The organism is Skermanella stibiiresistens SB22, from assembly GCF_000576635.1.
Lineage (GTDB): Bacteria > Pseudomonadota > Alphaproteobacteria > Azospirillales > Azospirillaceae > Skermanella > Skermanella stibiiresistens.
The window spans coordinates 448,615-474,424 of the sequence record NZ_AVFL01000001.1 but is presented as its reverse complement, the minus strand read 5'-3'; the positions used below and the strand labels follow the sequence as shown (position 1 = coordinate 474,424).

The window sequence follows — 25,810 nt, the reverse complement described above, 5'->3', positions numbered from 1 at the left end:
CCGCCTCAGCGGCGCACCGGAAATGGCTCCGCCGTGGAATAGAAGCGTTCGTCGTATTTGACGGCGTGGTTGTAGGGGCGGAATAGGCGCATCGCGAGGTTTTCCATCACGCGCATCCTCAGCGAATGGGCGGCGATGGGATACCGCTTGTCGGCGTTGGCGGGGATCTCGATGGTGATGTCGCCCGTCTCCCTCCGGCCCGAAATCCTCCAGCCGACCTTGGGGAGGTCCAGGTCGTAGTCGGCGACCTCGACCGGCAAGGATCGCGCCGCGGCGTTCCAGAACGGTGAGTCCGGTGGCTGCACATACGCCATCACGAGCGAACGCAGGCCCCAGTGACAGCTGCCGGTGCCGGAATAGGGATCCAGGAAGCGGAGGTCGTCGCCGTAATAGCCTTGGGTCAACTGACCGTCGGCCAAGGCTCCCCTCTCCACGAAATGCCGCCACACCGCGTCGAGCGCCCGTCGCGCCAATCCCGGATCGACATGCCCGCCCGCCGCCGAGGCTTCGGCGACGATGGGGGCGGGGACCGCGGTTCGGTAGCAGACGCTGCGCCCCATGATCGGGATGCCCTTGGGGCTGATCAGGTGCAGGATGTTCGACGTGGAGGCTTCGAGCGCCTGGCCGATGAAATCGGCGTCGAAGGCGGGATCGATCATCCTGATCCAGGCCAGTTCGTAGCTGACGCCCCAGGCGTTGTAATAATCGATGCCTTCCGGGTTGTCGAAGAACCAGCCATGCCCCCGGTAGTGGGCGATGAAATCCTGGTAATGCCGGGTCGGGACCTCGACACCCTGGACACCCAGGTCCTTCAGCACCATTCCCACGATCAGGGGAAAGAAGTGCCAGTTGTTGTCGCGCACCTTGACCGTGATGAATCCGGCGAGCCACGCGCCGATCTGGTCCCGCTCGGCATCGGACAGCCGGTCCCAGATGGCGCTTCGGGTCAGCCAAAGGATGCGGGCGATGTCGGCGGCCTCGACGGTGCGCTGGTTGAAATTGGCGGGCTCGCCCCAAAAGACCTCGCTTTCCGGATCCGTTCCGGCCAGCAGCCCATCGCGCACCGTCCGAACCAAGTCGACGTCGCCGAACTCGCCGCCCAAGGACACCACGGGGTCGCGCCCGGAATGGATCCACGCGGCGAACAGGATGGCGGTCCTGGCGTAGCCTTCGAGACCATTGATCTCATAGCCGGCGGCGCTCGGCGCGCCGGGGTACTGGACCCGCTCCCCGGCATCCGAGACGTTTTCCATGTATCCCCTGAGGAAATACCGGAACAAGGCGTCATAGCGTTCTTCGACCGAGGCGTCGCCGTTCAGGAACGCCGTCCTCACCGCCAGATCGCGCGAGGTTGGCTCCTGATCGGCGTCCTCATAGCTCATCCAGCCGGATGTGGAATAGATATTCAGGAATGCGACATACAATCCAAAAAAAGCCACAAAGACGATGGTCGACAAGACAAACAAGGACTTCCTTGAAATTCGCCACTTCATGAGAGTGATAACCTTGATGACTCGACAAATTGGTCATCGGCATGAAATGCCAGGACGCATCCTGTCGATGACACGTCGAAGATTACACGTGGAGGCGGTCAGTCGCCTGTGAACACGGTTACAGCTGGGTGATAAATTGAAGGCGATATTGGGCGTGGCGGAGGATCCGAGAGAAGCTCGTTACCGATCCACCACCACGTCGCTGGTCGGCTTCGAGCAGCACAGCAGCACCTGACCTGCGTCGATCTCGCGCTGGCGGATGCCGCCGGCGTGCTTCATGTCGACCGCGCCGGAGACCAGCTTGCTCTTGCAGGTGCCGCACAGGCCCTTAGTGCAGGACGACGGCAGGCGCATGCCGGCTGTCCTGGCGGCGGTCAGGATGTTGGTGTCGGCGGCGCACTCGATGACGCGTCCGGTCTTGGCGAACTCGACGCGGAAGGTGCGGGTGGCCGGCATGGCGGTTTGAACCGGTGGGATCTGCGCCGGGGGCGGCACTGGCACGATGGCCGAGGCGGCGGCGGCGTCCGGCTGCGCTTCGGCCAGTTCCTCGAAGTTGAAGCTCTCCTCGTGATATCGGCCCATGTCGAAGCCGGCCTCGCGCAGCATGGCTCGCACCGCCGCCATGTAGGGGGAGGGACCGCAGGTCAGGATCGTCCTGTCCATCAGGTCGGGTGCGATCAGGCGCAGCATTGGCAGGGTCAGCCGGCCGCGGAAGCCGCTCCAGGTCCGCTCGCCCTCGGTCGTCTCGCAGACATGGGCGACCGAGAAACGCGGCAGGTTGCGCGCCATCAGGTCCAGCTCGGTCCGGAAGATGATGTCTGCGGGGCTGCGGGCGCTGTGGACGAACACGATGTCCCGATCCTGGGCCAAGTCGTGATACGTGCGGGCCATCGACATCAGCGGCGTGACGCCGCTGCCGCCGGACAGGAACAGGAACTTTGGCGCCGGATGGTCGAAGGCGGTGAAGTCGCCGAGCGGGCCGACCGCCCGCAATTCCATCCCAGGTTTGAGGGTGTCGTGCAGCCAGTTGGAAACCGTGCCACCCGGCACCCGCTTGACCGTGATCGAGATCAGGTGGCCACGCGTCGGGGCGGATGAGATCGTGTAGCAGCGGTTGATCACCTGTCCGCCGATCGGCAGGTCGAGGGTGATGAACTGGCCTGGCTTGTAGCGGAACAGCCGCGGCTCCCGCGCCGAGAAGACGAAGGTCTTGACGTCGTGGGTCTCGTCGCGGACTTGGCGGCAGACCAGGACATCGTCGATCTCCGCATCCCAGCCCGGCAGTTCCCGCGTCACCTGGGACGCGAGGGTGTCCTCCAGGGACTTCTGGAGAGTGGGAGCCTCGGTCGTCATCAGCATCACCCGTTTCCCTTGCCTTCCCCGTTAGGCGGCTGCGTTGTGGGCCGACATGCGGCCGACGTACCAATTCACGAATTTCTCGACCAGCATCTCTGTGTGCACCGAATAGGGGCCGGGCTCATAGGCGGGGCTGCGGGCTCCCGCTTGGGCGTAGCCGACCAACTCGCCGTCCTGGTTGTTGGTCGCGACCCAGACCGAGATGAGGTTGCGCAGGTCATAATCGACGCCCTCGACCGCGTCCTTGTGGACCAGCCACTTGGTCCGCAGCAGCGTGCGCTCCGGGCTGAGCGGCAGGACCGAGAAGGTCACGATGTGGTCGCTCATGAAGTGGTGCCACGAGTTCGGCTGGGTCCAGACCGACAGGCCGCCGAGCTTGGAGTCCTTGAGGTCGCCAAGCAGCTTCTTGCAGGCGACCTGCGTGTTCATGGTCTGGGATTCGCCATGCTGGTCGATCGGCAGGCGCTGCGCCCTGTAGCCGGTGACGCGGTCGTCCAGGTGGTCGATCTCGCGCGCCGCCATGCCGTTGGCCTCGCAACGCGCCTCCAGTTCGCATACCAAGCCGTCGTAGCGGGCGATCTGCTCGCGGCCGAGATCGTCGACCCCATCCGGCGAATAGCCGAAGCCATAGGCGAACAGCGGGATCGTCAGTTCGGGATGGTTGGCCGAGCAGTGGTAGCATTCACGATTGTTCTCCATCGTGAGCTTCCAGTTGCCCTCCTCGATCAGGTCGATCTGCTGGACCACCTTGGTGTTGGCGATGTCATGGGGCGCGATATAGGGCTCCAGGTCACGCGCCATGTCCTCGATGTCGGCGGGTGGTTCGTCGGCGAGGCAGATGAAGATCAATCCAGCGACGTTGCGCAGGTGGACCTTCTTCAGGCCATGGCACGCCGTCTCGAAGTCCGGGCCCATGTGCTCGGCGAACAGCAGCGAGCCATCCAGGCCATAGGTCCACTGGTGATAACGGCAGACGATGTTGCCGACCGTCGTCTTCTCGTCGTGGACCAGCCGGGCGCCGCGGTGGCGGCAGACGTTGTGGAAGGCGCGCAGCCCCATGTCGTCGTCGCGGGCGATGATGACGGAGGCGCGGTCGATGTCGATCACCATGCAGTCGCCCGGCTCCGGCACGTCGGGCTCGACGCCGACATAGATCCAGTGCCGCCGGAAGACGATGTCGAGATCCGCTTCGAAGATCTCCGGACTGGTGTAGAACGGCGCCTCCAGGCTGTGGCCCGGCTTCCGCCGCCGCAGCAGGCTCTCCAACGAGGCGGCAACCATAGTCGACATGGCAAAGGCTCTCCCACCGAATGGCCCGGATATCGAGGGGTCGGATCGTCTCCCCCGGCTATGGTTCGATGGTGCGATGGACGGCCTGTTCCCGCTTCCACAAATGCGTCATGTTTCTCTCAAACCGCGACATCCCGTGAATGACGGTATCCCTTGTATGACGACACGGCGGGACGAGACGATGATCGTTCGCGAGATCGACTGGCGTGATCCCGTCGCGGGTTTCGCGCCCTGGGCGGGCGAACCCTTCGCGGCCCTGCTCGACAGCGCCGCCGAGGGCGACGCGCGGAGCCGGTGGAGCTATCTGGCGGTCGAGCCGTTCCGCACCATCGTGGCCGGCCCCGATGGCGTCTCGGTGGACGGCGCCGTTGTGGACGGTGATCCCTTCACCGTGCTGGAACGGGAGCTGGCGCGGACCGGCGCGCCGCGGACGGCGGGACCGGCGCCGTTCGGCGGCGGGGCGGTCGGCTTCCTGGGATACGGGTTGGGCCGCCACCTGGAGCGGCTGCCATGCCGGCATGCCAACGACCTCGGCATTCCAGAGATGGCGTTCGGCCTGTACGACGTGGTGGTGACCTTCGACCACCGGGAGCGCCGGGGTTGGATCACATCGCTCGGCGGGGTGGCCCGGCTGGAGATGGTGGCGCAACGGCTGGGGACGGCATCTCTGGTGCCGCCGACCCAGGCGAATGGCACGTGGCGGGCCGACCTGACGCGCGCCGAGTACGAGCGGCGCGTCGGGCAGGTGCTCGATTACATCCAGGCCGGCGACATCTTCCAGGCCAATTTCACCGGCCGCTTCATCGCGGAGCGGCCCGCGGGTGTGAGCGGCTTCGATCTGTACCGGCGCCTGCGGGCGTTGAGTCCCGCCCCCTTCGCGGCCTATGCCGCGTGCGGCCCCCGATTGACCCTGGCGAGCGCCTCGCCCGAGCGGTTCCTGAGGCTATCCGCCGATGGCGCGGTCGAGACGCGGCCGATCAAGGGCACCCTGCCGCGCGGCGCCACCGCCGAGGAGGACGCGGCGAACGCGGCGGCGCTGGCGTCGAGCGTCAAGGACAGGGCCGAGAACCTGATGATCGTCGACCTGATGCGGAACGATCTGGGCCGCGTCGCCCGCACTGGCAGCGTGACGGTGCCGAGCCTGTGCGCGGTCGAGAGCTTCGCCAGCGTCCATCACCTGGTGTCGGTGGTCGAGGCGGAACTGCGCCCCGCCGTGGGCCCGGTCGACCTGCTGCGCGCCACGTTTCCCGGCGGCTCGATCACCGGGGCGCCGAAGATCCGCGCCATGGAGATCATCGACGAGCTGGAGGCCTGCCAGCGTGGCCCCTATTGCGGGGCGCTCGCCTGGATCGGCTTCGATGGCGCGATGGACAGCGCGATCCTGATCCGAACGCTGGTGGTGACGCCGGAGCGGATCGCCGCCCACGCCGGCGGCGGCATCGTCTCCGACAGCGTTCCGGCCTTGGAGTACGAGGAGATGCTGGTGAAGGTGGCGCCGCTCCTGGGAACCCTGGACTCGGGAGGAATGCCGTCGTGAAGGTCTGGCTGAACGGCGCGCTGGTCGCCGCCGCCGACGCCCGGATCGATCCGGCCGACCGGGGTTTCACGCTGGGCGATGGTTTGTTCGAGACGATCCGGGTGGCGGGAGGTCGGCCATGCCACCTGGAGCGTCATCTGGCGCGGCTGGCCGAAGGGGCGGCCACGCTGGGCATTCCCCTGCCCCATTCAACCGCTGAAATCGCCGCTGGCTTGGGGAGGCTGCTGGAGGGCAACGGCTTGGCGGAGGGGTCGATCCGGCTGACCCTGACTCGCGGCGCCGGGCCGCGTGGATTGCTTCCGCCCGCGGCGCCCAGCCCAACGCTGCTGGCGACCGCGGCGCCGGCCGCGCCATCGCCACCGCCCGCCCGCGCCGTGATCGCCAGCGTGACCCGGCGGAACGAACACTCGCCGTTGTCGCGGCTCAAGAGCCTGAACTACCTCGACAACATCCTGGCGCGGCGCGAGGCCGCCGACCGGGGCGCCGACGAGGCGTTGATGTTGAACACCCAGGGGCGCTTGGCCGAGGCGACCGTCGGCAATGTCTTCGTGATGCTGGACGGCGCGCTGATCACGCCGCCCGTCTCGGAAGGGGCCCTGCCGGGCATCGCGCGCGGGCTGGTGATCGAGCGGTTACAGGTTCTGGAACGTCCGGTGACCGTGGAGGAGCTTCATCGAACGGCCGAGATCGTCATCACCAACAGTCTAGCCGTCCGGGGAGTGGCGTCGCTCGAAGGGAAGCCCCTCATCATCGGCTCCCCCCTCATGACGGTGCTTGAAGCAACCAAACGGTGAAGTAGCGATACAGAGTTAAAACAAATATTGAAAATTAGATAAGGCTGTAAAACTCTTACATAGCACCCAATCAGTCATGATATGAATATAAAGTTCAACCTCAGTCGAACTCCCTAGTATTCGTCATGCCATAGTTGAATATGTGAACTAAGGTGAACACAGGGTGATTTGCTGGGCGCGGTTCTCGCGACGATTCCTTATTGAATAGGATTTCATAAATGACCGAAAAGCTTCCTGGCACCGATCTGGTTGGGTGGACCTATGATGTGTTCGGCGAATGTAGCGAACCGACATCGCGGCTGAAATGCGTCGTTCCAGTCATGGCGGCCTTCGAGGGCGCCTCGTATGACGCGGCGTCCGACAAGACGGTCACGATCGAGGGGTCGACATACTATTACCCGAGCATTTGCAGCTTCCTGCATGTCGACCAGTCCACCGTCTCGGTCGACTACGCCAGTTCATCGGCCGACATCGAGTTCGAGCTTGCGGCCAAACTGCATATCAAGGCGAAGCGCGGCGCCTTCTCGGGCACCATGTCCGCCAAATACTCCAAGGAGGAGTCGCGTCAGAGCGAAACGCAATACATCCTGATCACCGACAACTTCGATCATGGGCATATCGAATTGCCCAACCTGTCGCAGGCCAGCTTCGACCCGGCGTTCTGGACGGCGCTGAACGACACTTCGGTGTCGGCGAAAACGTTGTTCAAGACCTATGGCACCCACATCGTCACCGGATTGATCATCGGTGGCCATTTCCTCGCGAGCTTCCACGCCAGCAAGTCCGACTCGTATTCCGAGAGCACCTTCACCGCCGACGCCCAGATCAAGTACAACAGCTTGGCCGGCAGCGTCCGGGTCGGCGGTTCGATGGACACCTCGTCGTCGAGCACCATTGGCAAGGTCAACGTCTCCGACGAGATCAGCATCATCGGCGGCGACACGACCCAGACCGACTGGGACACTTGGTCGAAGACGGTCGCCGGCGACCCGGTCGCCGTCACGTTCACCTCGAACGGACTCACCCCGATTTGGAATTACTGCTCGAGTTCCTCGCGCGCCCAGGATCTCTCGACTCAGTTCGACGACCTCTACCGCCTGGTGCATTCCGGCGCCTCGACACGGGACTACGCGCCGCAATCCGACCACGCGACCAGCGGCAATACCTTTCTCGGCTGGGGCCTCGCCGATGTCCCGACGACCCAACTCCAGGCGGGCGACAGCACGGAATCGCTGGCGCTGACGGGCTTCGGCTGCCGCATCAACAGCAGCAGGCACGTCACGCGGATCGGCATCGAAATGACGGACATCATGTCCGGCAACAAGTATTACTTCGCCAAGGGTGACACGACGACCTTCAACATCAACGATTACGAAACCTTCGACACGGTGCCCAGCGGCACCGTCATGACCGGCATCGCCTTGCGCGAGGCCAACGAGAGACTGAACAACATGGCGCTTCACTATCAGGCGCTTGGCTTCATCGACTATGGATCGTCCAGCGAGGACAGCCATGTCGGCGACGTCGTCTCCATCCGGTACAAGAGCCACTCGGGCAGCACCGCCAGCTTCTCCGGCTGGGAACAAAACTACGTTCCCACCAATCCATCGGCCGGCTATGTCCTGACCGGCCTGGAGGTGGCGAGTTCGGACAAACATGGCGGCTTCTGCACATTGAACGTCCTGCGGACCAAGCTATCGCGCAAGATCGATCTCTGACGCGGGCTCGAACGGAGGCGGGGATGGGCGGCCATATGATGGCATGGCCGCCCGGACCTTCCTTCAGCCGGCCTTCATCTGGCCGGTGACCCAGTAGTTGATCCGCTCGGGGTTCTTGGCGATGTAGTTGTCGACCGCCTTCTCATAGCTGCTGCCCTGCGCCTCGAACATGATCGCCTCGACGTCGGCCAGCGGCAGCACCATGCGGCCGAGGAACTCGAACGCTTCCGGCTGATCCTGGTAGAAGCCCTTGCGGACCAGCTTGTTGACGCTCTCCAGGCCGCCCAGCGAGCCCTTGGGATCGTCCAGGTAGCGCAGTTCCGACTTGGCGAACATCCAGTGCGGGCTCCAGCTGGTGGCGACGATCCACTCCTTGCGGCGCTCCGCCCGCTCGACGCCGGCGAGCATGGCGGCGTCGCTGGCCGAGATCAGCTGATAGTCGGTCAGGCCGTAGTCCTTCAAGGCCTTCTCGGAGGCCTGCATCAGTCCGGCGCCTGGATCGATGCCCTGGATCTTGCTTCCGAGCTGCTTCTTGACCTCGGGCTTCTTGAGGTCCTCGATGCTCTTCAGCTCGGACTCGGGGATGTAGGCCGGAACCACCCAGCCGAGCTTGGCCCGGGTGTACATCGGGCCGAGATCGACCAGATCCTTGCCGACCTTGTCCAGGTAGGGCTTGTGGGTCAGCGGCTGCCACGACATCAGCATGGCGTCGAGCTTGCCGGTGGCGATGCCCTGATATTGGATGCCGATATCGGCCATGGTCATTTCGACCTTGTAGCCCATGCGGTCTTCCAGGACCTTCTTCGCCAGCTTGGTGACGGCCTCGGCGTCGGACCAGGCGGTCCAGCCGATGTTGATCTTCTTGTCGGCGGCGTGGGCCGGCGCCGACAGCGTCACGGCGGCGATGGCCGCGGCGAGGCACGAGGCCGTGGCGAGGTTCAGTGTCTTGGAGAAAAAGCCCATAGTCCGTAAGCCTCCTGTGTGTCTTCTGTTTCTTCTATTTTTCCCGGCGCTCAGCGCGTCGGGTTCGTGCCGGCTGCTTGGTTGGTGCCGCTTGGGGCCGGCATCACGCGCCGCAGGAAAGCCGGCATCGCGAACCGGCTCTTGGACGGTGCCGCCGCCCTGGCGCCGAAGCTCTGGGTGATGCGGTCGAGGATGATCGCGAGCAGCACGACGGCGAGCCCGCTCTTGAAGCCAAGTCCGATGTCGAGCCGCTGGATGCCCTGGAGCACCACGTTGCCGAGACCGCCGGCGCCGATCATCGACGCGATGACGACCATCGACAGCGCCAGCATCATGGTCTGGTTGATGCCCGCCATGATCGACGGACGGGCGTTGGGAAGCTGGACGCGGAACAGCAGCTGACGGTCGGTGCAGCCGAAGGCGCGGGCGGCCTCGACGATCTCGACCGGGACCTGCTGGATGCCGAGCGCCGTCAGGCGGACCGCCGGCGGCATCGCGAAGATGATGGTGGCGATGATGCCGGGAACCCGGCCCAGACCGAAGAACATGACCGCCGGGATCAGGTAGACGAAGGCCGGCATCGTCTGCATGAAGTCGAGTGTGGTCTTGGAGATGCTCTCGACCATCTTGCTGCGCGCCATCCAGACACCCAGCGGGATGCCGAGGATCAGGCTGAGCAGGGTCGAGGCCAGCACGAGGCCCAATGTCGAGACCGTCTCGGTCCACAGGTTCATCGACACGATCAGCAGCAGCGACACCAGCGTGAAGATGCCGAAGCGGATGCTGACCCGCCAGCCGGAGAACGCCGTCAGCAGGATCACCGCCAGCCAGACCGGCAAGGCTAGCAAGGCCCCGTCGATGGTGGCGCCGAAGCCGTCGACCACGGCGGCGATGCCGTCCAGGAAGGGCTGGAAGTTGTCGAGGATGTAGTTGACGATGTTCTCGACCCAGATATCGAGGGGGATCTGGAAGTCCATGGTCTCAGCCTTCCCGGTCCAGGGTTTTCAGCAGGGTCGAGGGCGAGATGACGCCGACATACTTGTTGTCGTCGTCGACCACCGGCACGGGGCACTCGGTCGAGGCCACGGTCCGCATCACGTCGTGCAGCGGCGCCTCGGCGTGGACGGGATCGACGTCGGGCAGGAAGGCGTGGATGAAGCGCGGTTGCCCCTCCTCGGTGATGGCGCGCTCCAGCGAGCTGCGCGACACGGTGCCCTGGTACTTGTGCTCGTGGTCGCGGACATAGCCGTATTCGTGGTTGCCCTCGTTCAGCTGCTCCAGCGCCGGCTGGAGCACGCCCGGCACCCGCATGACCGTGTTCTCCTCGTGGAAGCGCGCGACATCGCCGGCGCGCAGCACGCGCGACACGTCGACATTGCGGAAGAACGAGCGGACATAATCGTCGGCCGGGTTGCGCAGGATCTCGAACGGGGTGCCGACCTGGACGATGCTGCCGCCTTCCATGATCGCGATCCGGTCGCCGATCCGCATCGCCTCGTCCAAATCGTGGGAGATGAAGATGATGGTGCGCTTGCTCTCGCGCTGGAGCCGCAGCAGCTCGTCCTGCATCTCGGTGCGGATCAGGGGATCGAGGGCGGAGAACGCCTCGTCCATCAGCATGATGGTCGGGTTGTTGGCGAGCGCGCGGGCCAAGCCGACGCGCTGCTGCATGCCGCCCGACATCTCGCGCGGATAGCGGCCATGGTATTGGCCGAGCCCGACCTGCTCCAGGGCCTCCATCGCCGCCTCGTGACGCTTGGGCTTGGGCACCCCCGCGATCTCCAGCCCGAAGGCGGCGTTGTCCAGCGCCGTCAGGTGGGGCATCAGCGCGAAGGACTGGAACACCATGCTCATGTCCTTGCGGCGGACATCGATCAGTTCCTTTCGCGACATCTGGACAAGGTCACGGCCATCGAACACGATCTTGCCGGCGCTGGGTTCGATCAAACGGTTGAGCAGGCGGATCATGGTCGACTTGCCGGAGCCGGACAGGCCCATGATCACGAAGATCTCGCCAGCGCGGACCTGGAAGCTGGCGTCCTTGACACCGACCGTGACGCCCAGTTTCTTGAAGATCTCGTCCTTGGTGGCGCCCGCGTTCAACATGTCGAGCGCCGGCTTGGGATTGTCGGAGAAGATCTTGTAGACGTTGGAGACGTCGAGACGGACCTCCCCAGCCTCCGCCTGAGACTTCGCGTTCACCGGTCTGGTCGCCGGCCGGGGAGGCGGCGCCACTCCATTGGCTTTGGGAAATGATGGCAGCGGAGCCGTCGGTACGGGGTCTTGGCTATCGATGCCCTCGAACGCTGCTTTCATCACGTGATCCTCTTCCCTGTTTTTACATCGGTTACCTGCGACTCTACGCGTCTGCTTGGTTCGTTCAACTAATCATTCCCTGTTCGACCAGGCGCTCATGGCCAGGCTATCGTAGATGGCAGCCGCCGCCTCTTCCGGTGAAGGCTGGATCATCACCCTGCCTTGCCCCGATCGGGTTTCGGTCGCCGCTTTCATGCGGTCCAGCGCCGAGCCGCCGCGCCGGACGGCCATCAGCTTGGGTCGCGCCCGCCAAGGACGCGCGGCGCACTCCGTCAGGAACGCGTCGCCGATCGTTTCCAGCCCGCCAGAGGGCCGGACATCGATAACGCCCCGCCGGGCGCGGGCGAAGGCGCTTTGCCGGGCGGCTGGCGCCGAACCATGCAAGGTCGCGACCAGGGACGGCCCGGCGGAAACCAAGCGGCGGCCGCCGCGCGGCAGCGCCTGGGTGAGATCCACGCCATCGCCGGAAAACTCCAGTGCCACGATGTCCGGGACCAGCGGCCGTTCCAGGGCTTGTGCCACCAGATAAGGCACCATGCCACTGTCCTCGCCACTCTCGGCGACGGCGCCGGCCAGGATGATGGCGGGCGCCGTCGCGCGGAGACGCTGGATCAACGCTGGCACCGGGTCGACGCCGGGGGCCGTCTCCAGCACCTCCAGACGCTCGAGCCCCATGCCGAGATAGTCCCGGAGTGTCGGATCAGCCGGATCGCCGGCGTGGATCGCGTGGACGCCACGGGCGACGCCAGCCTCGACCAGCCGCAACGCCATTTCCAAGGCCTGGGCGTCGAGTGGCGCCCGGCGGGCGCGGCCCGAGGCCGGATGGCGGCCGATCGAGAGCAGGACGGTGACCTCGACCATCAGCGGTCCCCTCCGGTGCCGCGGCGTTCCCGCGCGTGGCGGATCAGCGCCGGGATGACGGCCTGGGCATCGGCGACGATGGCGAGATCGGCGCGCTTGATCATCTCGGCGTGAAGATCGGTGTTGACGGCGATGACGTGCTTGACCTCCGTGATGCCTTGCAGATGCTGGGGCGCTCCAGCGATCCCCAACGCGAAATAACACCGCGCCGTCACCAGGGTGCCCGAGGCACCGATCTGGCGTTCGCGCGGCAGGTGGCCCGCGTCGCAAACCACGCGGCTACCGCCGCGGGTCGCTCCAAGAACCTCCGCCAAATCGGCGAAGGCGGTCCAATCGGTCACGCCGTTGCCAGCGCCGAGAATGAAATCGGCCTCGGCCAGCGACAGCCGGTCGGGATCGATTTCCAAAGGGCGGGCGGACCGGATGCCCGGAAACGCCGATGGGATCGGCGCCGGTGCCGGAATCGGCCGCGCCTCGTGGCGGACCTCCTCCAGTGGCGGAACGGCGTCGGGTGCGATGGACATCAGCCGCGCCGGGGTCCGGCTGAACTCGGATGATCCACCACGGGCGCGCCGGCCCGCCTGGGTCGGGGTCAGTGTCTGAACACCCGGAAAAAGACGCTCGCCAGTTGCGGCCGCCACGCGGCGCGCCAGATCGGCGCCGCCGGAACCACTCTCGGCAAACAGCACGTGCCGCGGATCGAGAGCTTCCACCGCGGCCAGCACGCCAGCCGCGCGCCGCTCGGGGGAATAGCCGCGGAATAGTTCGAAGTCAACCTTCAACACCCGATCGGCTCCGGCGGCGTCCAAGCCGGAGGTGGCGGGGGCATCCGCCGCGAGCGCCACGACCGCCCCACCGCCGGCCCCTCCACCGGCATCCGCGAGGATGCGGCCGGCGGCGATCAGCTGCCGATCATGAGCGGTGATCTCGCCATCGGGCTGATCCAGGACGACCAGCACGAGAAAGGCCGGATCGTCGATCACGCGGATCGCGGGCCCCGTCTCGCCGATGGTTTCCGCTCGGCCCTGGTGGGCTTGGTGGGCCAGCGCCGCACCGCTCCAGTCGAAACGGCGGCGGGCTCCCACCTGGATCGCCGCCGCGGCGCGTTCGGCACGGGGGTCGCGGCGACGCCCGCCGCTAGCGGGGGCGGTCGGGGCGGCGCCGCGCGCGATCCGGCGCCGCGGCTGGTCCGACAGGGTCTGGGCCCGAAGCTCGGCCCGGGGATCGCGGCGCGTTCGACCCTTGGGCGGCGTCATCGGACCGACTCCGTCGCGGCCAGCACCAATTCGGCGATCTCGGCCACAATGGGGCGCGGCCCCACCACGCCTTCGAGCATCAGCGCGCAGTTGGGACAGGCGACGGCGACAATCGCGGCACCCGTGGCGCGGGCGTGGTCCATCCGGACATCGGGGATCCGCCTTTCGCCCGCGACATCGGTCAGCGGCGCCCCTCCCCCGCCGCCGCAACAGCTCGACCGCATACCCGAGCGTTCCATTTCCACGCGGGTGACTCCGATGGCGTCGAGCAAGGCGCGCGGCGCGTCGATCTCGCCATTGTAGCGGCCGAGATAACAGGGATCGTGGTAGGTGACGCCGCCCGCCGCTTGGGAAACCGCTTCGAGGCGGCCGTCCCGCAGCAGGTCGAGCAGGAAGGCTGTGTGGTGGATGACGGGAGCATCCAGGCCGAATGGCTTGTACTCGTTCCGCAGCGTGTGGAGCGCGTGCGGATCCGCCGTGACGATGTGGTTGAAACGATAACGGCGCAACGTGGTGACGTTGCGCCGTGCCAGATCCTGGAATGTCGCCTCGTCCCCCAGGCGCCGGGCGACATCGCCGCAGTCCAGTTCCTCCGCGCCCAGCACGGCGAAATCGACACCGGCGCGGCGGAGAAGCTGGACCAGCGCCCGCAGCGACCGCTGGGTCCGCAGTTCGAAGGCGCCATCACCGAGCCACAGCAACACGTCGCATTCCCGAACCTCGGCGAGCACGGGCAGATCGAGATCGACCGCCCAGTCCACCCGGCGCGACAACGGCCTGCCGCCAGGGTTGTCGGTGGCGCGAAGCTCGTCGAGGACACCGGCGGCCTTGCCCGGCGTGGCGCCCAACTCGAGGGTCTGGAACCGGCGCAAGTCGATGACCGCGTCGACGTGCTCGATCATCATCGGGCATTCCTGGACGCAGGCGCGGCAGGTGGTGCAGGCCCAGAGTGTGTCGGGATGGATCAACCCGCCGATGACCGGCTCGGCCGGTCCGCCATGGGCGGTGCCGATCGGGCGTCCGGGATGGCCGTGACCCGCGTAGGAAAGATCGGTGGCGCCGCTTTCCAACCCGGTCACGAGATCCTGGATCAGCTTCTTCGGGTTGAGCGGCAGGCCGGCGGCGTAGGCGGGGCAAGCGGTCTCGCACCGGCCGCACTGGACGCAGGCGTCGAACCCCAGCAGCCGGTTCCACGCGAAATCGACCGGCCGCTCGGCCCCCAGGTGCTGCGCCTCCAGGTCCAGCGGCTTGAGGGCGCTGTCGCGGCCGGCGCCATCGTGGAAACGGCTCGGCCGGGGATGGGCGACCAGATGGAGGGCGCCGTGGACCGCGTGCTTCAGGGGACCTTTCCAGACGCCAAGCACCAGTTCGGCGCAGCCCCAGGCCCCGACCAGCACCAGCGCCAAGGCCAGCCAGGACGGCAGGACGCCTCCGGCCGCCTGATCGAGCGCCACCACCAGGAAAGCCGTGGCGTAGGCCAGCAGGGCGAAAGGCAGCCGGCTGAACCGGCCGCCGGACAGTTCCGCCGGTTGTTTCACCCGGCGGCGCCAGCCAACCATCAGGCCACCCGCCAGCATGGCGGCGAGCGCCAGACTGAGAAGGCCCCAGACCGTCCAATGCCGCAATGCTGGCACCCCCAGCAGCACGATCAGCGGCAGCGAGGCGAGGAAACCGCCCGCCGTCAGCGCGTGGAACCGGGAATTGAACCGGTCGCGGGCGACCACCGCGTGGACATCGACCAGATAGCGGCGCGGCAGGGCCCTCAGCCCCGCCATCACGTCGACCGCCGCCGGCCGCCCCGCCCGCCAGCGCCGGGCCTGGATCAGGGCCAGCGCCAGGCCGGAGGCCAGCGTGGCGATCACGATGAGGGAGAGCGTCGTCGCGATCATGCCGGCGCTCACAAGTCCTTGCACAGGCGGGCGGCGTCATAGATCGCCGCATGGATGTTGCGGCCGGCGACGCCGTCGCCGATGCGGTAAAGGGCGGCGTGACCGTTGCCGCGGTGCGGCTGAGGTCGGCCTTCGACCAAGGCCCGCAAATCCATCTCGCCCCGGTTGGCCGAGCGCTCCTTGAGGTCGAGGAACAGGCCCTCGTTGGGCAGGGTGCCGAACTCGACCACGACCTGATCGACCAGCCGCTCCTCCTCCTCGTGGGTGAACTCGTTGCGCAGCACCGCGACCAGTTTGTTGCCTTCCCGATAGATCTCGGTCAGCTGCAGGTTGGGCGACATGACGACGCCCAGCTTGTACAGCTCGCGCAGGTGGATCGGCTGGTTGGTGGCCCCGACCTCCTCCGCGATCATGCGGTCGGCGGTCGCGATCTCGACCAGGGCGCCGCGCTTCGCCAGGAATTCGGCGCAGGACGAGGCGTGGTGCTGGCCGGTGCCGTCATAGAGCAGGATGTTGTCGGCCGGCTCCACGGCGCCGGTCAGCATGTCCCAGGTGGTGGCGGCCAGTTCGGCGCCCTTGACGTCGCCGTGGCTGGGATGGCCGCCGGTCGCCAGGATGACGACGTCGGGCTTCTCCGCCTCGATCATCGCGGGGGTGGCCTCGACGCCCAGGCGCAGGTCGGCTCCCAGCTTGGTCGCCTGCTGGGTCAGCCAGCGGGTGATGCCGGTCAGCGCCTCCCGCCATGTCGCCTTGGCGGCGATGGAGATCTGGCCGCCGGTCGCGGCGTTCCTCTCGAACAGGACGACGGAGTGGCCCCGTTCGGCGCAGACGCGCGCCGCCTCAAGCCCGCCGGGACCGCCGCCGACGACCACGACGCGCTTCCTCTCCGCCGCCTTCGGGATGACGTGCGGCATGGTGCGCTCGCGGCCGGTCGCGGCGTTCTGGATGCACAGCGCGTCGCCGCCGGCATAAATCCTGTCGATGCAATAGCCGGCGCCGACGCACTGGCGAATGTCGTCCATCCGGCCTTCCATCAGCTTTCGCACCAGATGCGGATCGGCGATGTGGGCGCGGGTCATGGCAACCATGTCGACATGGCCCTCCGCGACCGCGCGGCCGGCCGTGTTGAGGTCGGTGACGCGCTGGGCGTGGAAGACGGGGATGTCGACCTCGCGCTTGATGGCGCTGGGCAGGTATAGGAAGGGCGCCACCGGGAAAGACATGTTGGGCAGGATGATCGCGTGGGCCAGATGGTCGCGCGCCTGCCCGCCCAGGATGTTGGCGAAATCGATCAGCCCCCGCTCGGCGTAGGTCCGGGCGATGGTGACGCAGTCCTCGTGGGTCAGGCCGTCGTCGATCAGCTCGTCGCCGGACATCCGGATGCCGATGACATAGTCGTCGCCCACCGCCTCCCGGCACGCCTCGAACACCTCGATGCCGAAGCGCATGCGGTTTTCCAGGCTGCCGCCGTATTTGTCGGTGCGCTTGTTGACCGATGGACTCCAGAACTGGTCGATCAGGTGGCCGTGCGCCGCCGACAGCTCGAACCCGTCCAGCCCGCCCTCCTTGCAGCGGCGCGCGGCCGCGGCGTAGTCGGCGACGATCCGCCGGATGTCGGTGTCCTCCATCTCCTTCGGGATGGTCCGGCTGGCCGGCTCCCGCTTGGGCGAGGCGGACATGGTCGGCAGCCAGTTCTCGGTATCCCACTTGGTGCGCCGGCCCATGTGGGTTAGCTGGATCATCAGCGCCGCGCCATGGGCGTGGACGCGATCGGCGAACTCCTGGAAGAACGGCACCACGCTGTCGTCGGCGACCGAGATCTGGTTCCACGGCGCCGCCGGACTGTCGAGCGCCACCGACGAGGAGCCGCCGAACATGGTCAGGCCGATACCACCCTTGGCCTTTTCCGCGTGATAGAGCTGATAACGCTCCTTGGGCTTGCCGTCCGAGCCGTAGGATGGCGCGTGCGACGTGCTCATCACGCGGTTGCGGATGGTCAGGTGCTTGATTTTCAAGGGGCGGAGAAGCGCTTCGACGGGAGACATTTGCCTCGGTTCCCCATCATTGTTACAGTCTTGAGAATTCGCCGCGGCGGCCATCGCCACATGCCCTAGCGCGACAAATTTCCGTCAAGTTGCGACAAGGTGTCCAATGCCCCAGCCGCGACGTTGACGCGCTTGAGAAAACTGGCACCACGGCATACCAGCGCATGCTGGACAATCAGGCGCGGACACCACCCTTATGAATGATGACGACGAGGACGGTGGACGGCGTCTGATCAAGCGTCACGACCAGTTCGCCAAGTACCTGCTGGACCAGCCCGGTATCGCCGACGCCTTCCTTCGGGAAAGACTACCGGCGGCGGTATCGGCCAACCTGTCCGACGCGGTGGCGGTGGATCGGTCGGAGAGCTTCGTTGACGCCGCCTTGCGCGAGCGGCGCGGCGACAGGGTCTACAGCCTGGGCACCCGCGCCGGCGATCCGTTGCTGGCCTGGGCGGTGGTCGAGCACAAGAGCCAGCCCGATGGCAACGCGCTACCCCAGCTCCTCACCCATGTGAGCGGCGCCGCCGTCAAGGGCGCCGTCCGGCGCGTCTTGCCGGATGGCGGCGTCTGGATGGTTCCCATTCCCGTGTTCGCGATCATCCTGTACCATGGCACGCGGAAATGGTCGCTGCCGACCCGGCTCCTAGACGCCTATGGTGTGCCCGAGGGGATGACGGAGGCGGGGCTGCTCGATTTCCGCTATGTCCTGATCGACCTGGAGACGATTGCCGACGACGACTTGTCCCGGCATCCCGATCTTCAGGCCGGCCTGCTGGTGCTGAAATACGCGGGCCACGACGCCGACCCGCGCGAGACGCTGGAGCGTTTGCTGACCATCGGAGCGGGTGCCGGCCTGATGGTGGTCATGGCTTTGGTGAGATACTTGTTCCTGGCCGCGGACAGCCTGGACCGCGCGCATCTGAAGATGGTTCTGGGCCGCATCGTGCCGGAGGAGAGTGAAATGATCATGTCCAACGCGCTCCGCGAATACATGGCGGAGGCCCGTGCCGAAGGTGTCCTCGTGGGCGAGGCCAAAGGAAAGGCTGAAGGGAAAGCGGAGATGCTCCTCCGCCTGCTTGGTCGGCGCTTCGGTCCACTGCCGCCGGAGACGGCCAATCGGATACGGGCGGCTTCGATCGAGGAACTGGACCGATGGGCGGAAACGATTTTCGACGCGCGGACACTGGATGCGGTTTTCGCGGAAGTCCGTCAGCCAAACCATTGACCGCCAAGTAGCCGCTCGGCGTGACGGAAGCTTCGGACCGCATCGTGCCAGAGGAGAGTGAGATGATCATGTCCAATGCGCTCCGCGAATACATGGCGGAGGCCCGCGCCGAAGGTGTCACCCTCGGCAAGGCCGAAGGCAAAGCTGAGATGCTCCTCCGCCAGCTCAACCGGCGCTTCGGCCCGCCGTCATCGGAGGCGACGCTACGGGTGCAGGCGGCTTCGGTCGAGGAATTGGACCGATGGGCCGACACCATCATCGACGCGCCATCACTCGACGCGGTGTTCGACGACCTTCATTGACCGATGATCCCGCTTGGCGGAAAGCGGCGCGGGGGTTCCCGCGCCGCCGGATCTCACTCCGCCGCGGCGGCCAGGGCTACGTCCGCGTAGATCGGGAAGCGGGCGCACAGGGCTTGGACGCGCTCGCGCACCTGGGCCTCGACGGCGGTGTTGTCACCGGAGTTGCTGGCCGCCAGACCGTCCAGCACCTGGGTGATCATCTCGCCGACCTGGGTGAACTCCGCGACGCCGAAGCCACGCGTGGTCGCCGCCGGGGTGCCGAGCCGGACGCCGGAGGTCACCATCGGCTTTTCCGGGTCGAACGGGATGCCGTTCTTGTTGCAGGTCATGCCGGCCCGCTCCAGGCTCGCCTCGGCGGCCTTGCCGGTCAGGCCCTTGGGCCGCAGGTCGACCAGCACGATATGGCTGTCGGTGCCGCCCGAGACGATATCGACCCCCCCCTCGACCAGCCGGGAGGCCAGCGCCCGCGCGTTGTCCACGACCGAGCGGGCGTAGTCCTTGAACTCCGGCCGCAGGGCCTCGCCGAACGACACGGCCTTGGCGGCGATGACATGCATCAGCGGCCCGCCCTGGAGACCGGGGAAGACGGCCGAGTTGATCTTCTTGCCCAGGTCGGCGTCGTTGGACAGGACCATGCCGCCGCGCGGCCCGCGCAACGTCTTGTGCGTCGTCGTCGTGGTGACGTGGGCGTGCGGCACCGGGTTGGGGTAGACGCCGCCCGCGATCAGGCCGGCGTAGTGCGCCATGTCGACCATCAGCCAAGCCCCGACCTCGTCCGCGATCGTGCGGAACGCGGCGAAGTCGATGACGCGCGGATAGGCGGAGCCGCCGGCCACGATCAGCTTCGGCTTGTGCTCGCGCGCGAGGTCCCGCACTTGGTCGTAATCGATCAGCGCGGTGTCGCGGCGAACGCCGTACTGAACGGCGTTGAACCATTTGCCGGACTGGTTGACCGAGGCGCCATGGGTCAGGTGACCGCCCGCCGCCAGCGACATGCCGAGGATGGTGTCGCCCGGCTGGAGCAGCGCCATGAACACGGCCTGGTTGGCCTGCGCGCCGGAATGCGGCTGGACGTTGGCGTAGGAGCAGCCGAACAGCGCCTTGGCCCGGTTGATCGCGATCCGTTCCGCGACGTCGACGAACTCGCAGCCGCCGTAATAGCGCCGGCCGGGATAGCCCTCGGCGTATTTGTTGGTCAGGACGGAGCCCTGGGCCTCCAGCACGGCCGAGGAGACGATGTTCTCCGACGCGATCAGCTCGATCTGGTCCTGCTGGCGCCGGAGTTCATGGGCGAGCGAGGCGGCCAGTTCGGGGTCGCTGTCGGCGAGGGAGGTCTGGAAGAACCTTTGGACGGTGTCGGTCATTCGGCGGGGCCTTTCAGCATTCGATGAAGTTGACGGCGAGGCCGCCAAGCGAGGTTTCCTTATATTTCGTCTGCATGTCGGCGCCGGTCTCGCGCATGGTGCGGATCACCTTGTCCAGCGAGACGTGGTGCTGGCCGTCGCTGCGGAGCGCCAGTCTGGCGGCGTTGATCGCCTTGATGGCGCCGATCGCGTTGCGCTCTATGCAGGGGATCTGGACCAACCCGCCGATGGGATCGCAGGTCAGGCCCAAATTGTGCTCCATGCCGATCTCGGCGGCGTTCTCGATCTGCTCGGGCGTGCCGCCCTGCGCCGCGGCCAAGCCCGCCGCCGCCATGGAACAGGCGACGCCGACCTCTCCCTGGCAGCCGACCTCCGCGCCGGAGATCGAGGCGTTCCGCTTGTACAGCCCGCCGATGGCGCCGGCGGTCAGCAGGAAGGTGAAGATGCCCTCCTCGCTGCGGCCAAAGCAGAAGCGGTCGTAATAGTGCAGCACCGCCGGGATCAGCCCGGCCGCCCCGTTGGTCGGCGCCGTGACGACACGGCCCCCGGCGGCGTTCTCCTCGTTGACCGCGATGGCGTAGAGGCTGACCCAGTCCATGATCGCCATGGGATCGCGGAGTGAGGCTTCGGCCCTGCCGTTCAACTCGCGATGAAGCGCCGCGGCCCGGCGGCGGACCTCGAGCCCGCCCGGCAGCTTGCCCTCCTGCGCCGTGCCGCGGGCGACGCAGGCCTGCATGGCGTCCCAGACGCGGCGGAGCCCAGCGTCGATCTCGGCGTCGGTACGCAGAACCCGCTCGTTCTCCCGCATCATCGCGGCGATACCGAGACCCGAGTTCCGCGCCGCCGCCAGCATCTGGCTGCCGCTGACGAAGTCGTAGGGCACCGTGGGCGTGTCGGCGAGCCGCTCGTTGCGGAACATCTCCTCCTCGGTCACGACGAAACCGCCGCCGATCGAGTAGAAGATCCGCGTGTCGATCAACTCCCCCGCCGCATCCAGCGCGGTGAAGCGCATGCCATTGGGATGGCCGGGCAGCGTCTCGTCACGGTGGAGCGTCAGGTCGGTCGCCTCGTCGAACCCGATGGCGTGCCCGATGGCTTGGCGATCCCTCAGGGTGATCCGGCGGCCGGACTTGATGCCCTCCAGGATGCCAGGAATCCGGTCGGGATCGATGGTGTCGGGTTCGGCGCCGGACAATCCCAGCAGCACGGCGCGGTCGGTGCCGTGACCGACACCCGTCAGCGCCAGCGAGCCGAACAGTTCGGCGGTGACGCGGTGTGTCGCGTCGAGGACACCGCGATCGTCCAGCGCCGCGATGAAGGCGGCCGCCGCCTTCATCGGTCCGACGGTGTGGGAGCTGGATGGCCCGATGCCGATCTTGAAGATGTCGAAAACGCTGACCGACATGACCGCCTCCCCCTTGTTTGTTGGTAAAGTCCGTTAGCGCTGGTACTCCGCCATGGCGTCGCTCAGCCACATCCAGGTGTATTCGCTGAACGAGCGGCGCGGGTAGACGTCGTAGGTCGGGGTGTCGTCGATCTGGTGCAGGATGATCCCGGAGCGCGCCAGCAGGGTCTGGGCGCATTGGCCCGGCTTGAAGCTGGCGGGATGCAGATCCAGGGCACATCCCTTCATCAGGGTCTCGCGGGCGTTCGGACCGGAGAGCCTGAGCCGCGTCCTGTTGCCGGTCACATCCGTGACTGCGGCGTGCAGGTCGCCAAGCGCCTCGCGGAGACGGGCGACCAGGGCGGTCTCCACCCCGGGTGGCGTCACCAGCAGCCACTCGTCCGGCCCGAGCCACAGCACGGTGACATCGGCCGCCGAGGTCACCGTATTGGCGCTGAGCGGCAGGACGCAGCCGAGCACGCCGCCGACGGTGCGGACGAACTTGGGATCGGACGGCCGACCGCGCAGGTTGATCTGGCCAGGCGGCGTCAACTCGGCCAGCCGCGGACCGGCCGCCGGTGACAACGCCGCGACGGCCTGGGTGAAGCGCTCGGCGCCGCCGCGTCGGAGCAGGGTGTCAGCCATGGAGACGCACTCCCTCGGGATCGTAGAACACGGGCTTGGTGACGGCGCAGGAGACGGTCTTGCCACCCCCCAGCGGCGCGAAGATGGTCTGGCCCATCCGGTTGAAGCCGTCCGACACCAGGGCCAAGGCGATCGAGCGGCCCAGCGTGTCGCTGAAATAGCTCGACGTGACGTGGCCCAGCATCGGCACCGGCGCGTGGCCGTCGGCGATGGCGGTCAACTGGGTTCCTTCCGGCAGGACCTCGTTGGGGTCGTCGGTCAGCAATCCAACCAATTGCTTGCGGTCGCTCCGCGCCGTGTCCTTCCTGGTGTACGAACGCTTGCCGATGAAGTCGGCCTTCTGCTTCGACACCACCCAACCCATGCCGAGGTCCTGCGGCGTCACCGTCGCGTCGGTCTCCTGACCGACGATGATGTAGCCCTTCTCGGCGCGCAGCACGTGCATCGTCTCGGTGCCATAGGGCGTGATGCCGTGCTTTTCACCGGCCCGCATGATGTTCTCCCACAGGTGGAGGCCATGCTGGGCCGGCACGTTGATCTCATAGGAGAGCTCGCCGGTGAAGCTGATGCGGAAGATCCGCGCCGGGACGCCCGCGACCACCGCCTCGCGGTACGACATGTAGGGGAACGCCTCCGGGCTCAGGTCCAGGTCGGGCGCCAGTTCGGCCACCACCTCGCGGGCCTTGGGACCGGCGATCGAAGCGGTCGCCCAATGCTCGGTGACGGAGGTCAGGAAGACGCGGAGGTCGGGCCACTCGGTCTGGATATAGTCCTCCAGCCACTCCAGCACCTTGGCGGCGTTGCCGGTCGTGGTGGTCATCAGGAAGTGGTTGGGGCCGAGCCGCGTGGTGACGCCGTCGTCCATCACCATGCCGTCCTCCTTGCACATGACGCCGTAGCGGCACTTGCCGATATCGAGCTTCAGGAAGGCGTTGGTGTAGACGCGGTTGAGCAGTTGGGCCGCGTCGGGACCCTGGATGTCGATCTTGCCCAAGGTCGAGGCGTCGAGCACGCCGACCCCGTTCCGCACCGCGCGGCACTCGCGCCGGACGGCCGCGTGCATGTCCTCGGTCCCTTGGGCGTCCCCCTTCGGAAAGTACCAGGGCCGCTTCCACTGGCCGACATCCTCGAACGCCGCCCCGTGGGCGACGTGCCAGGAATGCATCGGCGTGACGCGGGCGGCGTCGGCCAGCTCCCCGACATCGCGGCCGGCCAGCACGCCATAGGTGGTCGGCGTGTAGGGCGGGCGGAAGGTGGTGGTGCCGACTTGAGGAATGGGGGAGGCCAGCGACTTCGCCAGGATCGCCAGGGCGTTGACGTTGGAGGTCTTGCCCTGGTCGGTGCCCATACCGGTGGTGGTGTAGCGCTTGAGGTGCTCGACCGACTGATAGCCCTCGCGGGACGCCAGCAGCACATCGGCGGCGGACACGTCGTTTTGGAAATCGACGAAGTGCTTGGCCTTGCCGTGACCGACCGGCGTGGTCGTCGGCACGATCCAGAGCGGGCGCAGCGGCTGCGGCGCCACCGAGGTGGCGGCGGGAACCGCCGGCGCCACACCATCGCCGTGACCGGCGGCCAGGGCCGCCTGGGCGCCGGTCGCGGCGCCCTCCGCCAGACACGCCGGAAGGTCGAAGGTGCCCTTGCACGATCCGGCCGACCGCTCGGCCTGGACCGAGACACCCGGAACGAAACACGAGAGTTCGTCGTCGTAGCGCAGCTTGCCGGTCGATTGCGAGAACAGGTGGACCGCCGGGTTCCAGCCGCCCGACATGGCGACCAGGTCGCAATCGATCCGGGTCGGAGCGCCGATGACGTCCTCGCCGGGACCGTTCATCATCATGACGTCGACGCCGGTGACCCGCTTCGACCCATGGGTCGCGGTGATCGCCGTGTTGGTCAGGACGCGGAAGCCGCGCCGCTTGGCCTCGGCCGCCAAGGGGCCGCCGGCGTGGCCGCGCAGGTCGACGATGGCGGCGATCTCGATGCCGGCGTCGTTCATGTCGAGCGCCGCGGCGTAGGCGCTGTCGTTGTTGGTCAGCACCACGGCGCGCCGGCCCGGCAGGGCGGCGAAGCGGTTGACATAGGTCCGGACGGCACCGGCCAGCATGATGCCGGGACGGTCGTTGTCGGCGAACACCAGCGGGCGCTCGTGCGAGCCGGTCGCCAGCACGACCTGCTTGGCCCGGACCTTCCACAGGCGTTGGCGCGAGATTTTCGGCGCGGAACCGCGCGGCAGGTGGTCGGTCCTGCGCTCCGCCAGGATCAGGTAGTTGTGGTCGTAATAGCCGGTCACCGTGGTGCGCGGCAGCAAACGGACCTCGGGGAAGGCCCTCAGTTCCTCGACCGCGGCGGCGACCCAGTCGGCGGCGGGACGGCCGTCGATCATCTCGCGGGTGCCCAGAAGGGAGCCGCCGAACTCGTTCTGCTCGTCGGCCAGGATGACGCGGGCTCCCGTCCGGGCGGCGGCCAGGGCCGCCATCAGTCCGGCTGGGCCGGAACCGACGATCAGCACGTCGGAATGGACATGCATCTTGTCATAGAAGTCGGGATCGGGCTCGGCCGGAGCCTTGCCCAGGCCGGCGGCGCGGCGGATCACCGGCTCGTAGACCTTCATCCAGAAGCTCTGGGGATGCATGAAGGTCTTGTAGTAGAAGCCGGCGACGAAGACCTTGGACAAGACGTTGTTGATCGAGCCGACATCGGTCTCGACGCTGGGCCAGGCGTTCTGGCTGCTGGCGGCCAGACCCTCGTGGATCTCGATCTGGGTGGCGCGCAGGTTCGGTTCGGTGCGGTTGCCGCGCTCCAGTTGGATCAGCGCGTTGCTCTCCTCCGACCCGGCGGACAGGATGCCACGCGGCCGGTGGTACTTGAAACTGCGGCCAACCAGATGGACGCCGTTGGCGAGCAGGGCGGAGGCCAGCGTGTCGCCCTGGTAGCCGCGATAAGTCCGGCCGTTGAAGGTGAAGGTGACGGGCCGGCTCCGGTCGATCCGGCCGCCGGTGGCGCCGCGGAAAGCGTCCTTTGTCATGACCGGCTCCCCTGCTTGGGTTCCTTGGCCTCGATCGCCTGTTCGGCGGCGGGCGTCGCGATCTCGGTGCCGCCCACTTGGCCACCCATCGGATAAACCCGCGTGATCTGGTTGGTCACGGTGTGGCGCTCGACGTTGAACCAGCGGCGGCAGCCGTGGCTGTGGACCCAACGTTCGCGGTGGGCGCCCTTCGGGTTGGTCCTCATGAACAGGAATTCGGCCCATTCGATGTCGCTGGTGCCGGAGGGGTCGGCCGGGCGGGTGCGGTGGGCCTCGCCGCCATAGCCGAACTCGGTCTCGTCGCGTGGGCCGCACCAGGGGCAGTTGATCAGGAGCATCGGGTG

At 67.0% G+C, this 25,810-nt stretch carries 20 protein-coding genes; 5 read left to right on the top strand and 15 right to left on the bottom strand.

The window, feature by feature from the left end:
• Positions 1–5: 5 nt before the first annotated feature.
• The 3 genes from N825_RS02040 to N825_RS02030 form a co-directional block, all read right to left on the bottom strand.
• The gene (locus N825_RS02040; RefSeq protein WP_198038144.1) at positions 6–1,382 is read right to left on the bottom strand and encodes a DUF2264 domain-containing protein; all 1,377 of its coding nucleotides are present in this window, start codon (positions 1,380–1,382) and stop codon (positions 6–8) included.
• A gap of 291 nt (positions 1,383–1,673) precedes the next feature.
• Entirely contained in the window at positions 1,674–2,852 is a 1,179-nt protein-coding gene (locus N825_RS02035; protein ID WP_245612972.1) for an FAD-binding oxidoreductase, read from the bottom strand.
• Between the two features lie 24 nt (positions 2,853–2,876).
• The gene (locus tag N825_RS02030; protein WP_037446102.1) at positions 2,877–4,139 is read right to left on the bottom strand and encodes an aromatic ring-hydroxylating oxygenase subunit alpha; all 1,263 of its coding nucleotides are present in this window, start codon (positions 4,137–4,139) and stop codon (positions 2,877–2,879) included.
• A 157-nt stretch (positions 4,140–4,296) separates the two neighbouring features.
• Between N825_RS02030 and pabB the strand changes: the two genes are divergently transcribed.
• From pabB to N825_RS02015, 3 genes are all read left to right on the top strand, one after another.
• Complete coding sequence (gene pabB, locus N825_RS02025; protein ID WP_051511406.1) at positions 4,297–5,676, top strand: aminodeoxychorismate synthase component I; 1,380 nt, start codon at positions 4,297–4,299, stop codon at positions 5,674–5,676.
• Positions 5,673–6,470 (top strand): aminotransferase class IV, encoded by a 798-nt coding sequence (locus N825_RS02020; RefSeq protein WP_037446101.1) that lies wholly within the window; start codon positions 5,673–5,675, stop codon positions 6,468–6,470. Before pabB ends, N825_RS02020 begins: the two co-directional genes overlap by 4 nt.
• A gap of 218 nt (positions 6,471–6,688) precedes the next feature.
• Complete coding sequence (locus tag N825_RS02015) at positions 6,689–8,188, top strand: MAC/perforin domain-containing protein (protein WP_037446100.1); 1,500 nt, start codon at positions 6,689–6,691, stop codon at positions 8,186–8,188.
• Between the two features lie 63 nt (positions 8,189–8,251).
• Here N825_RS02015 and N825_RS02010 read toward each other — a convergent pair whose 3' ends face one another.
• The 7 genes from N825_RS02010 to N825_RS01980 all read right to left on the bottom strand — a co-directional run bounded on the left by N825_RS02010 (position 8,252) and on the right by N825_RS01980 (position 17,518).
• Positions 8,252–9,151, bottom strand: a complete 900-nt coding sequence (locus tag N825_RS02010) for a glycine betaine ABC transporter substrate-binding protein (RefSeq protein WP_037446099.1) — start codon at positions 9,149–9,151, stop codon at positions 8,252–8,254.
• Positions 9,152–9,201: 50 nt separating this feature from the next.
• Positions 9,202–10,128, bottom strand: a complete 927-nt coding sequence (locus tag N825_RS02005; protein ID WP_051511405.1) for an ABC transporter permease — start codon at positions 10,126–10,128, stop codon at positions 9,202–9,204.
• 4 nt (positions 10,129–10,132) lie between these two features.
• Entirely contained in the window at positions 10,133–11,467 is a 1,335-nt protein-coding gene (gene proV, locus N825_RS02000) for a glycine betaine/L-proline ABC transporter ATP-binding protein ProV (RefSeq protein ID WP_084164168.1), read from the bottom strand.
• A gap of 72 nt (positions 11,468–11,539) precedes the next feature.
• Complete coding sequence (locus tag N825_RS01995) at positions 11,540–12,328, bottom strand: hypothetical protein (protein WP_037446097.1); 789 nt, start codon at positions 12,326–12,328, stop codon at positions 11,540–11,542.
• Positions 12,328–13,584, bottom strand: coding sequence for an electron transfer flavoprotein subunit alpha/FixB family protein (locus N825_RS01990; RefSeq protein ID WP_037446096.1), 1,257 nt, complete (start codon positions 13,582–13,584; stop codon positions 12,328–12,330). Before N825_RS01990 ends, N825_RS01995 begins: the two co-directional genes overlap by 1 nt.
• Positions 13,581–15,473 (bottom strand): (Fe-S)-binding protein, encoded by a 1,893-nt coding sequence (locus tag N825_RS01985; RefSeq protein WP_037446549.1) that lies wholly within the window; start codon positions 15,471–15,473, stop codon positions 13,581–13,583. Before N825_RS01985 ends, N825_RS01990 begins: the two co-directional genes overlap by 4 nt.
• An 8-nt stretch (positions 15,474–15,481) precedes the next feature.
• Entirely contained in the window at positions 15,482–17,518 is a 2,037-nt protein-coding gene (locus tag N825_RS01980) for an NADH:flavin oxidoreductase (protein ID WP_037446095.1), read from the bottom strand.
• A gap of 196 nt (positions 17,519–17,714) precedes the next feature.
• On the opposite strand from N825_RS01980, the gene N825_RS01975 reads away from it, so the two are divergent.
• Complete coding sequence (locus N825_RS01975) at positions 17,715–18,743, top strand: Rpn family recombination-promoting nuclease/putative transposase (RefSeq protein WP_037446094.1); 1,029 nt, start codon at positions 17,715–17,717, stop codon at positions 18,741–18,743.
• Between the two features lie 62 nt (positions 18,744–18,805).
• Positions 18,806–19,045 (top strand): DUF4351 domain-containing protein, encoded by a 240-nt coding sequence (locus N825_RS01970; RefSeq protein WP_037446093.1) that lies wholly within the window; start codon positions 18,806–18,808, stop codon positions 19,043–19,045.
• Between the two features lie 53 nt (positions 19,046–19,098).
• Here the strand turns inward: N825_RS01970 and glyA are convergent, their stop codons facing one another.
• The 5 genes from glyA to N825_RS01945 are packed head-to-tail and all read right to left on the bottom strand — an operon-like array spanning position 19,099 to position 25,804.
• Positions 19,099–20,409, bottom strand: a complete 1,311-nt coding sequence (glyA, locus tag N825_RS01965; protein WP_037446092.1) for a serine hydroxymethyltransferase — start codon at positions 20,407–20,409, stop codon at positions 19,099–19,101.
• Positions 20,410–20,422: 13 nt separating this feature from the next.
• A complete protein-coding gene (locus N825_RS01960; protein ID WP_037446091.1) occupies positions 20,423–21,814 on the bottom strand; it encodes an L-serine ammonia-lyase in 1,392 nt (463 codons plus the stop codon).
• Between the two features lie 33 nt (positions 21,815–21,847).
• Positions 21,848–22,438 carry a sarcosine oxidase subunit gamma gene (locus tag N825_RS01955; protein ID WP_037446090.1) on the bottom strand — a complete coding sequence of 197 codons (591 nt, stop codon included), beginning with the start codon at positions 22,436–22,438 and terminating at the stop codon, positions 21,848–21,850.
• Positions 22,431–25,466 carry a sarcosine oxidase subunit alpha gene (locus N825_RS01950; RefSeq protein WP_037446089.1) on the bottom strand — a complete coding sequence of 1,012 codons (3,036 nt, stop codon included), beginning with the start codon at positions 25,464–25,466 and terminating at the stop codon, positions 22,431–22,433. The genes N825_RS01955 and N825_RS01950 overlap by 8 nt, the downstream gene beginning before the upstream one ends.
• Positions 25,463–25,804 carry a sarcosine oxidase subunit delta gene (locus N825_RS01945; protein WP_037446088.1) on the bottom strand — a complete coding sequence of 114 codons (342 nt, stop codon included), beginning with the start codon at positions 25,802–25,804 and terminating at the stop codon, positions 25,463–25,465. The genes N825_RS01950 and N825_RS01945 overlap by 4 nt, the downstream gene beginning before the upstream one ends.
• Positions 25,805–25,810 lie beyond the last annotated feature (6 nt).

Bases quoted from the DNA above. Each gene is read 5' to 3' on its own strand.
- N825_RS02040 (WP_198038144.1), bottom strand. From the start codon at position 1,382: ATGAGCTATGAGGACGCCGATCAGGAGCCAACCTCGCGCGATCTGGCG.
- N825_RS02015 (WP_037446100.1), top strand. From the start codon at position 6,689: ATGACCGAAAAGCTTCCTGGCACCGATCTGGTTGGGTGGACCTATGAT.
- N825_RS01975 (WP_037446094.1), top strand. From the start codon at position 17,715: ATGAATGATGACGACGAGGACGGTGGACGGCGTCTGATCAAGCGTCAC.
- N825_RS02030 (WP_037446102.1), bottom strand. From the start codon at position 4,139: ATGTCGACTATGGTTGCCGCCTCGTTGGAGAGCCTGCTGCGGCGGCGG.
- proV (WP_084164168.1), bottom strand. From the start codon at position 11,467: ATGAAAGCAGCGTTCGAGGGCATCGATAGCCAAGACCCCGTACCGACG.
- N825_RS01985 (WP_037446549.1), bottom strand. From the start codon at position 15,473: ATGATCGCGACGACGCTCTCCCTCATCGTGATCGCCACGCTGGCCTCC.
- N825_RS01945 (WP_037446088.1), bottom strand. From the start codon at position 25,804: ATGCTCCTGATCAACTGCCCCTGGTGCGGCCCACGCGACGAGACCGAG.
- pabB (WP_051511406.1), top strand. From the start codon at position 4,297: ATGACGACACGGCGGGACGAGACGATGATCGTTCGCGAGATCGACTGG.
- N825_RS01955 (WP_037446090.1), bottom strand. From the start codon at position 22,438: ATGGCTGACACCCTGCTCCGACGCGGCGGCGCCGAGCGCTTCACCCAG.
- N825_RS02035 (WP_245612972.1), bottom strand. From the start codon at position 2,852: ATGCTGATGACGACCGAGGCTCCCACTCTCCAGAAGTCCCTGGAGGAC.
- glyA (WP_037446092.1), bottom strand. From the start codon at position 20,409: ATGACCGACACCGTCCAAAGGTTCTTCCAGACCTCCCTCGCCGACAGC.
- N825_RS02005 (WP_051511405.1), bottom strand. From the start codon at position 10,128: ATGGACTTCCAGATCCCCCTCGATATCTGGGTCGAGAACATCGTCAAC.
- N825_RS01980 (WP_037446095.1), bottom strand. From the start codon at position 17,518: ATGTCTCCCGTCGAAGCGCTTCTCCGCCCCTTGAAAATCAAGCACCTG.
- N825_RS01970 (WP_037446093.1), top strand. From the start codon at position 18,806: ATGATCATGTCCAATGCGCTCCGCGAATACATGGCGGAGGCCCGCGCC.
- N825_RS01995 (WP_037446097.1), bottom strand. From the start codon at position 12,328: ATGGTCGAGGTCACCGTCCTGCTCTCGATCGGCCGCCATCCGGCCTCG.
- N825_RS01960 (WP_037446091.1), bottom strand. From the start codon at position 21,814: ATGTCGGTCAGCGTTTTCGACATCTTCAAGATCGGCATCGGGCCATCC.
- N825_RS01950 (WP_037446089.1), bottom strand. From the start codon at position 25,466: ATGACAAAGGACGCTTTCCGCGGCGCCACCGGCGGCCGGATCGACCGG.
- N825_RS01990 (WP_037446096.1), bottom strand. From the start codon at position 13,584: ATGACGCCGCCCAAGGGTCGAACGCGCCGCGATCCCCGGGCCGAGCTT.
- N825_RS02010 (WP_037446099.1), bottom strand. From the start codon at position 9,151: ATGGGCTTTTTCTCCAAGACACTGAACCTCGCCACGGCCTCGTGCCTC.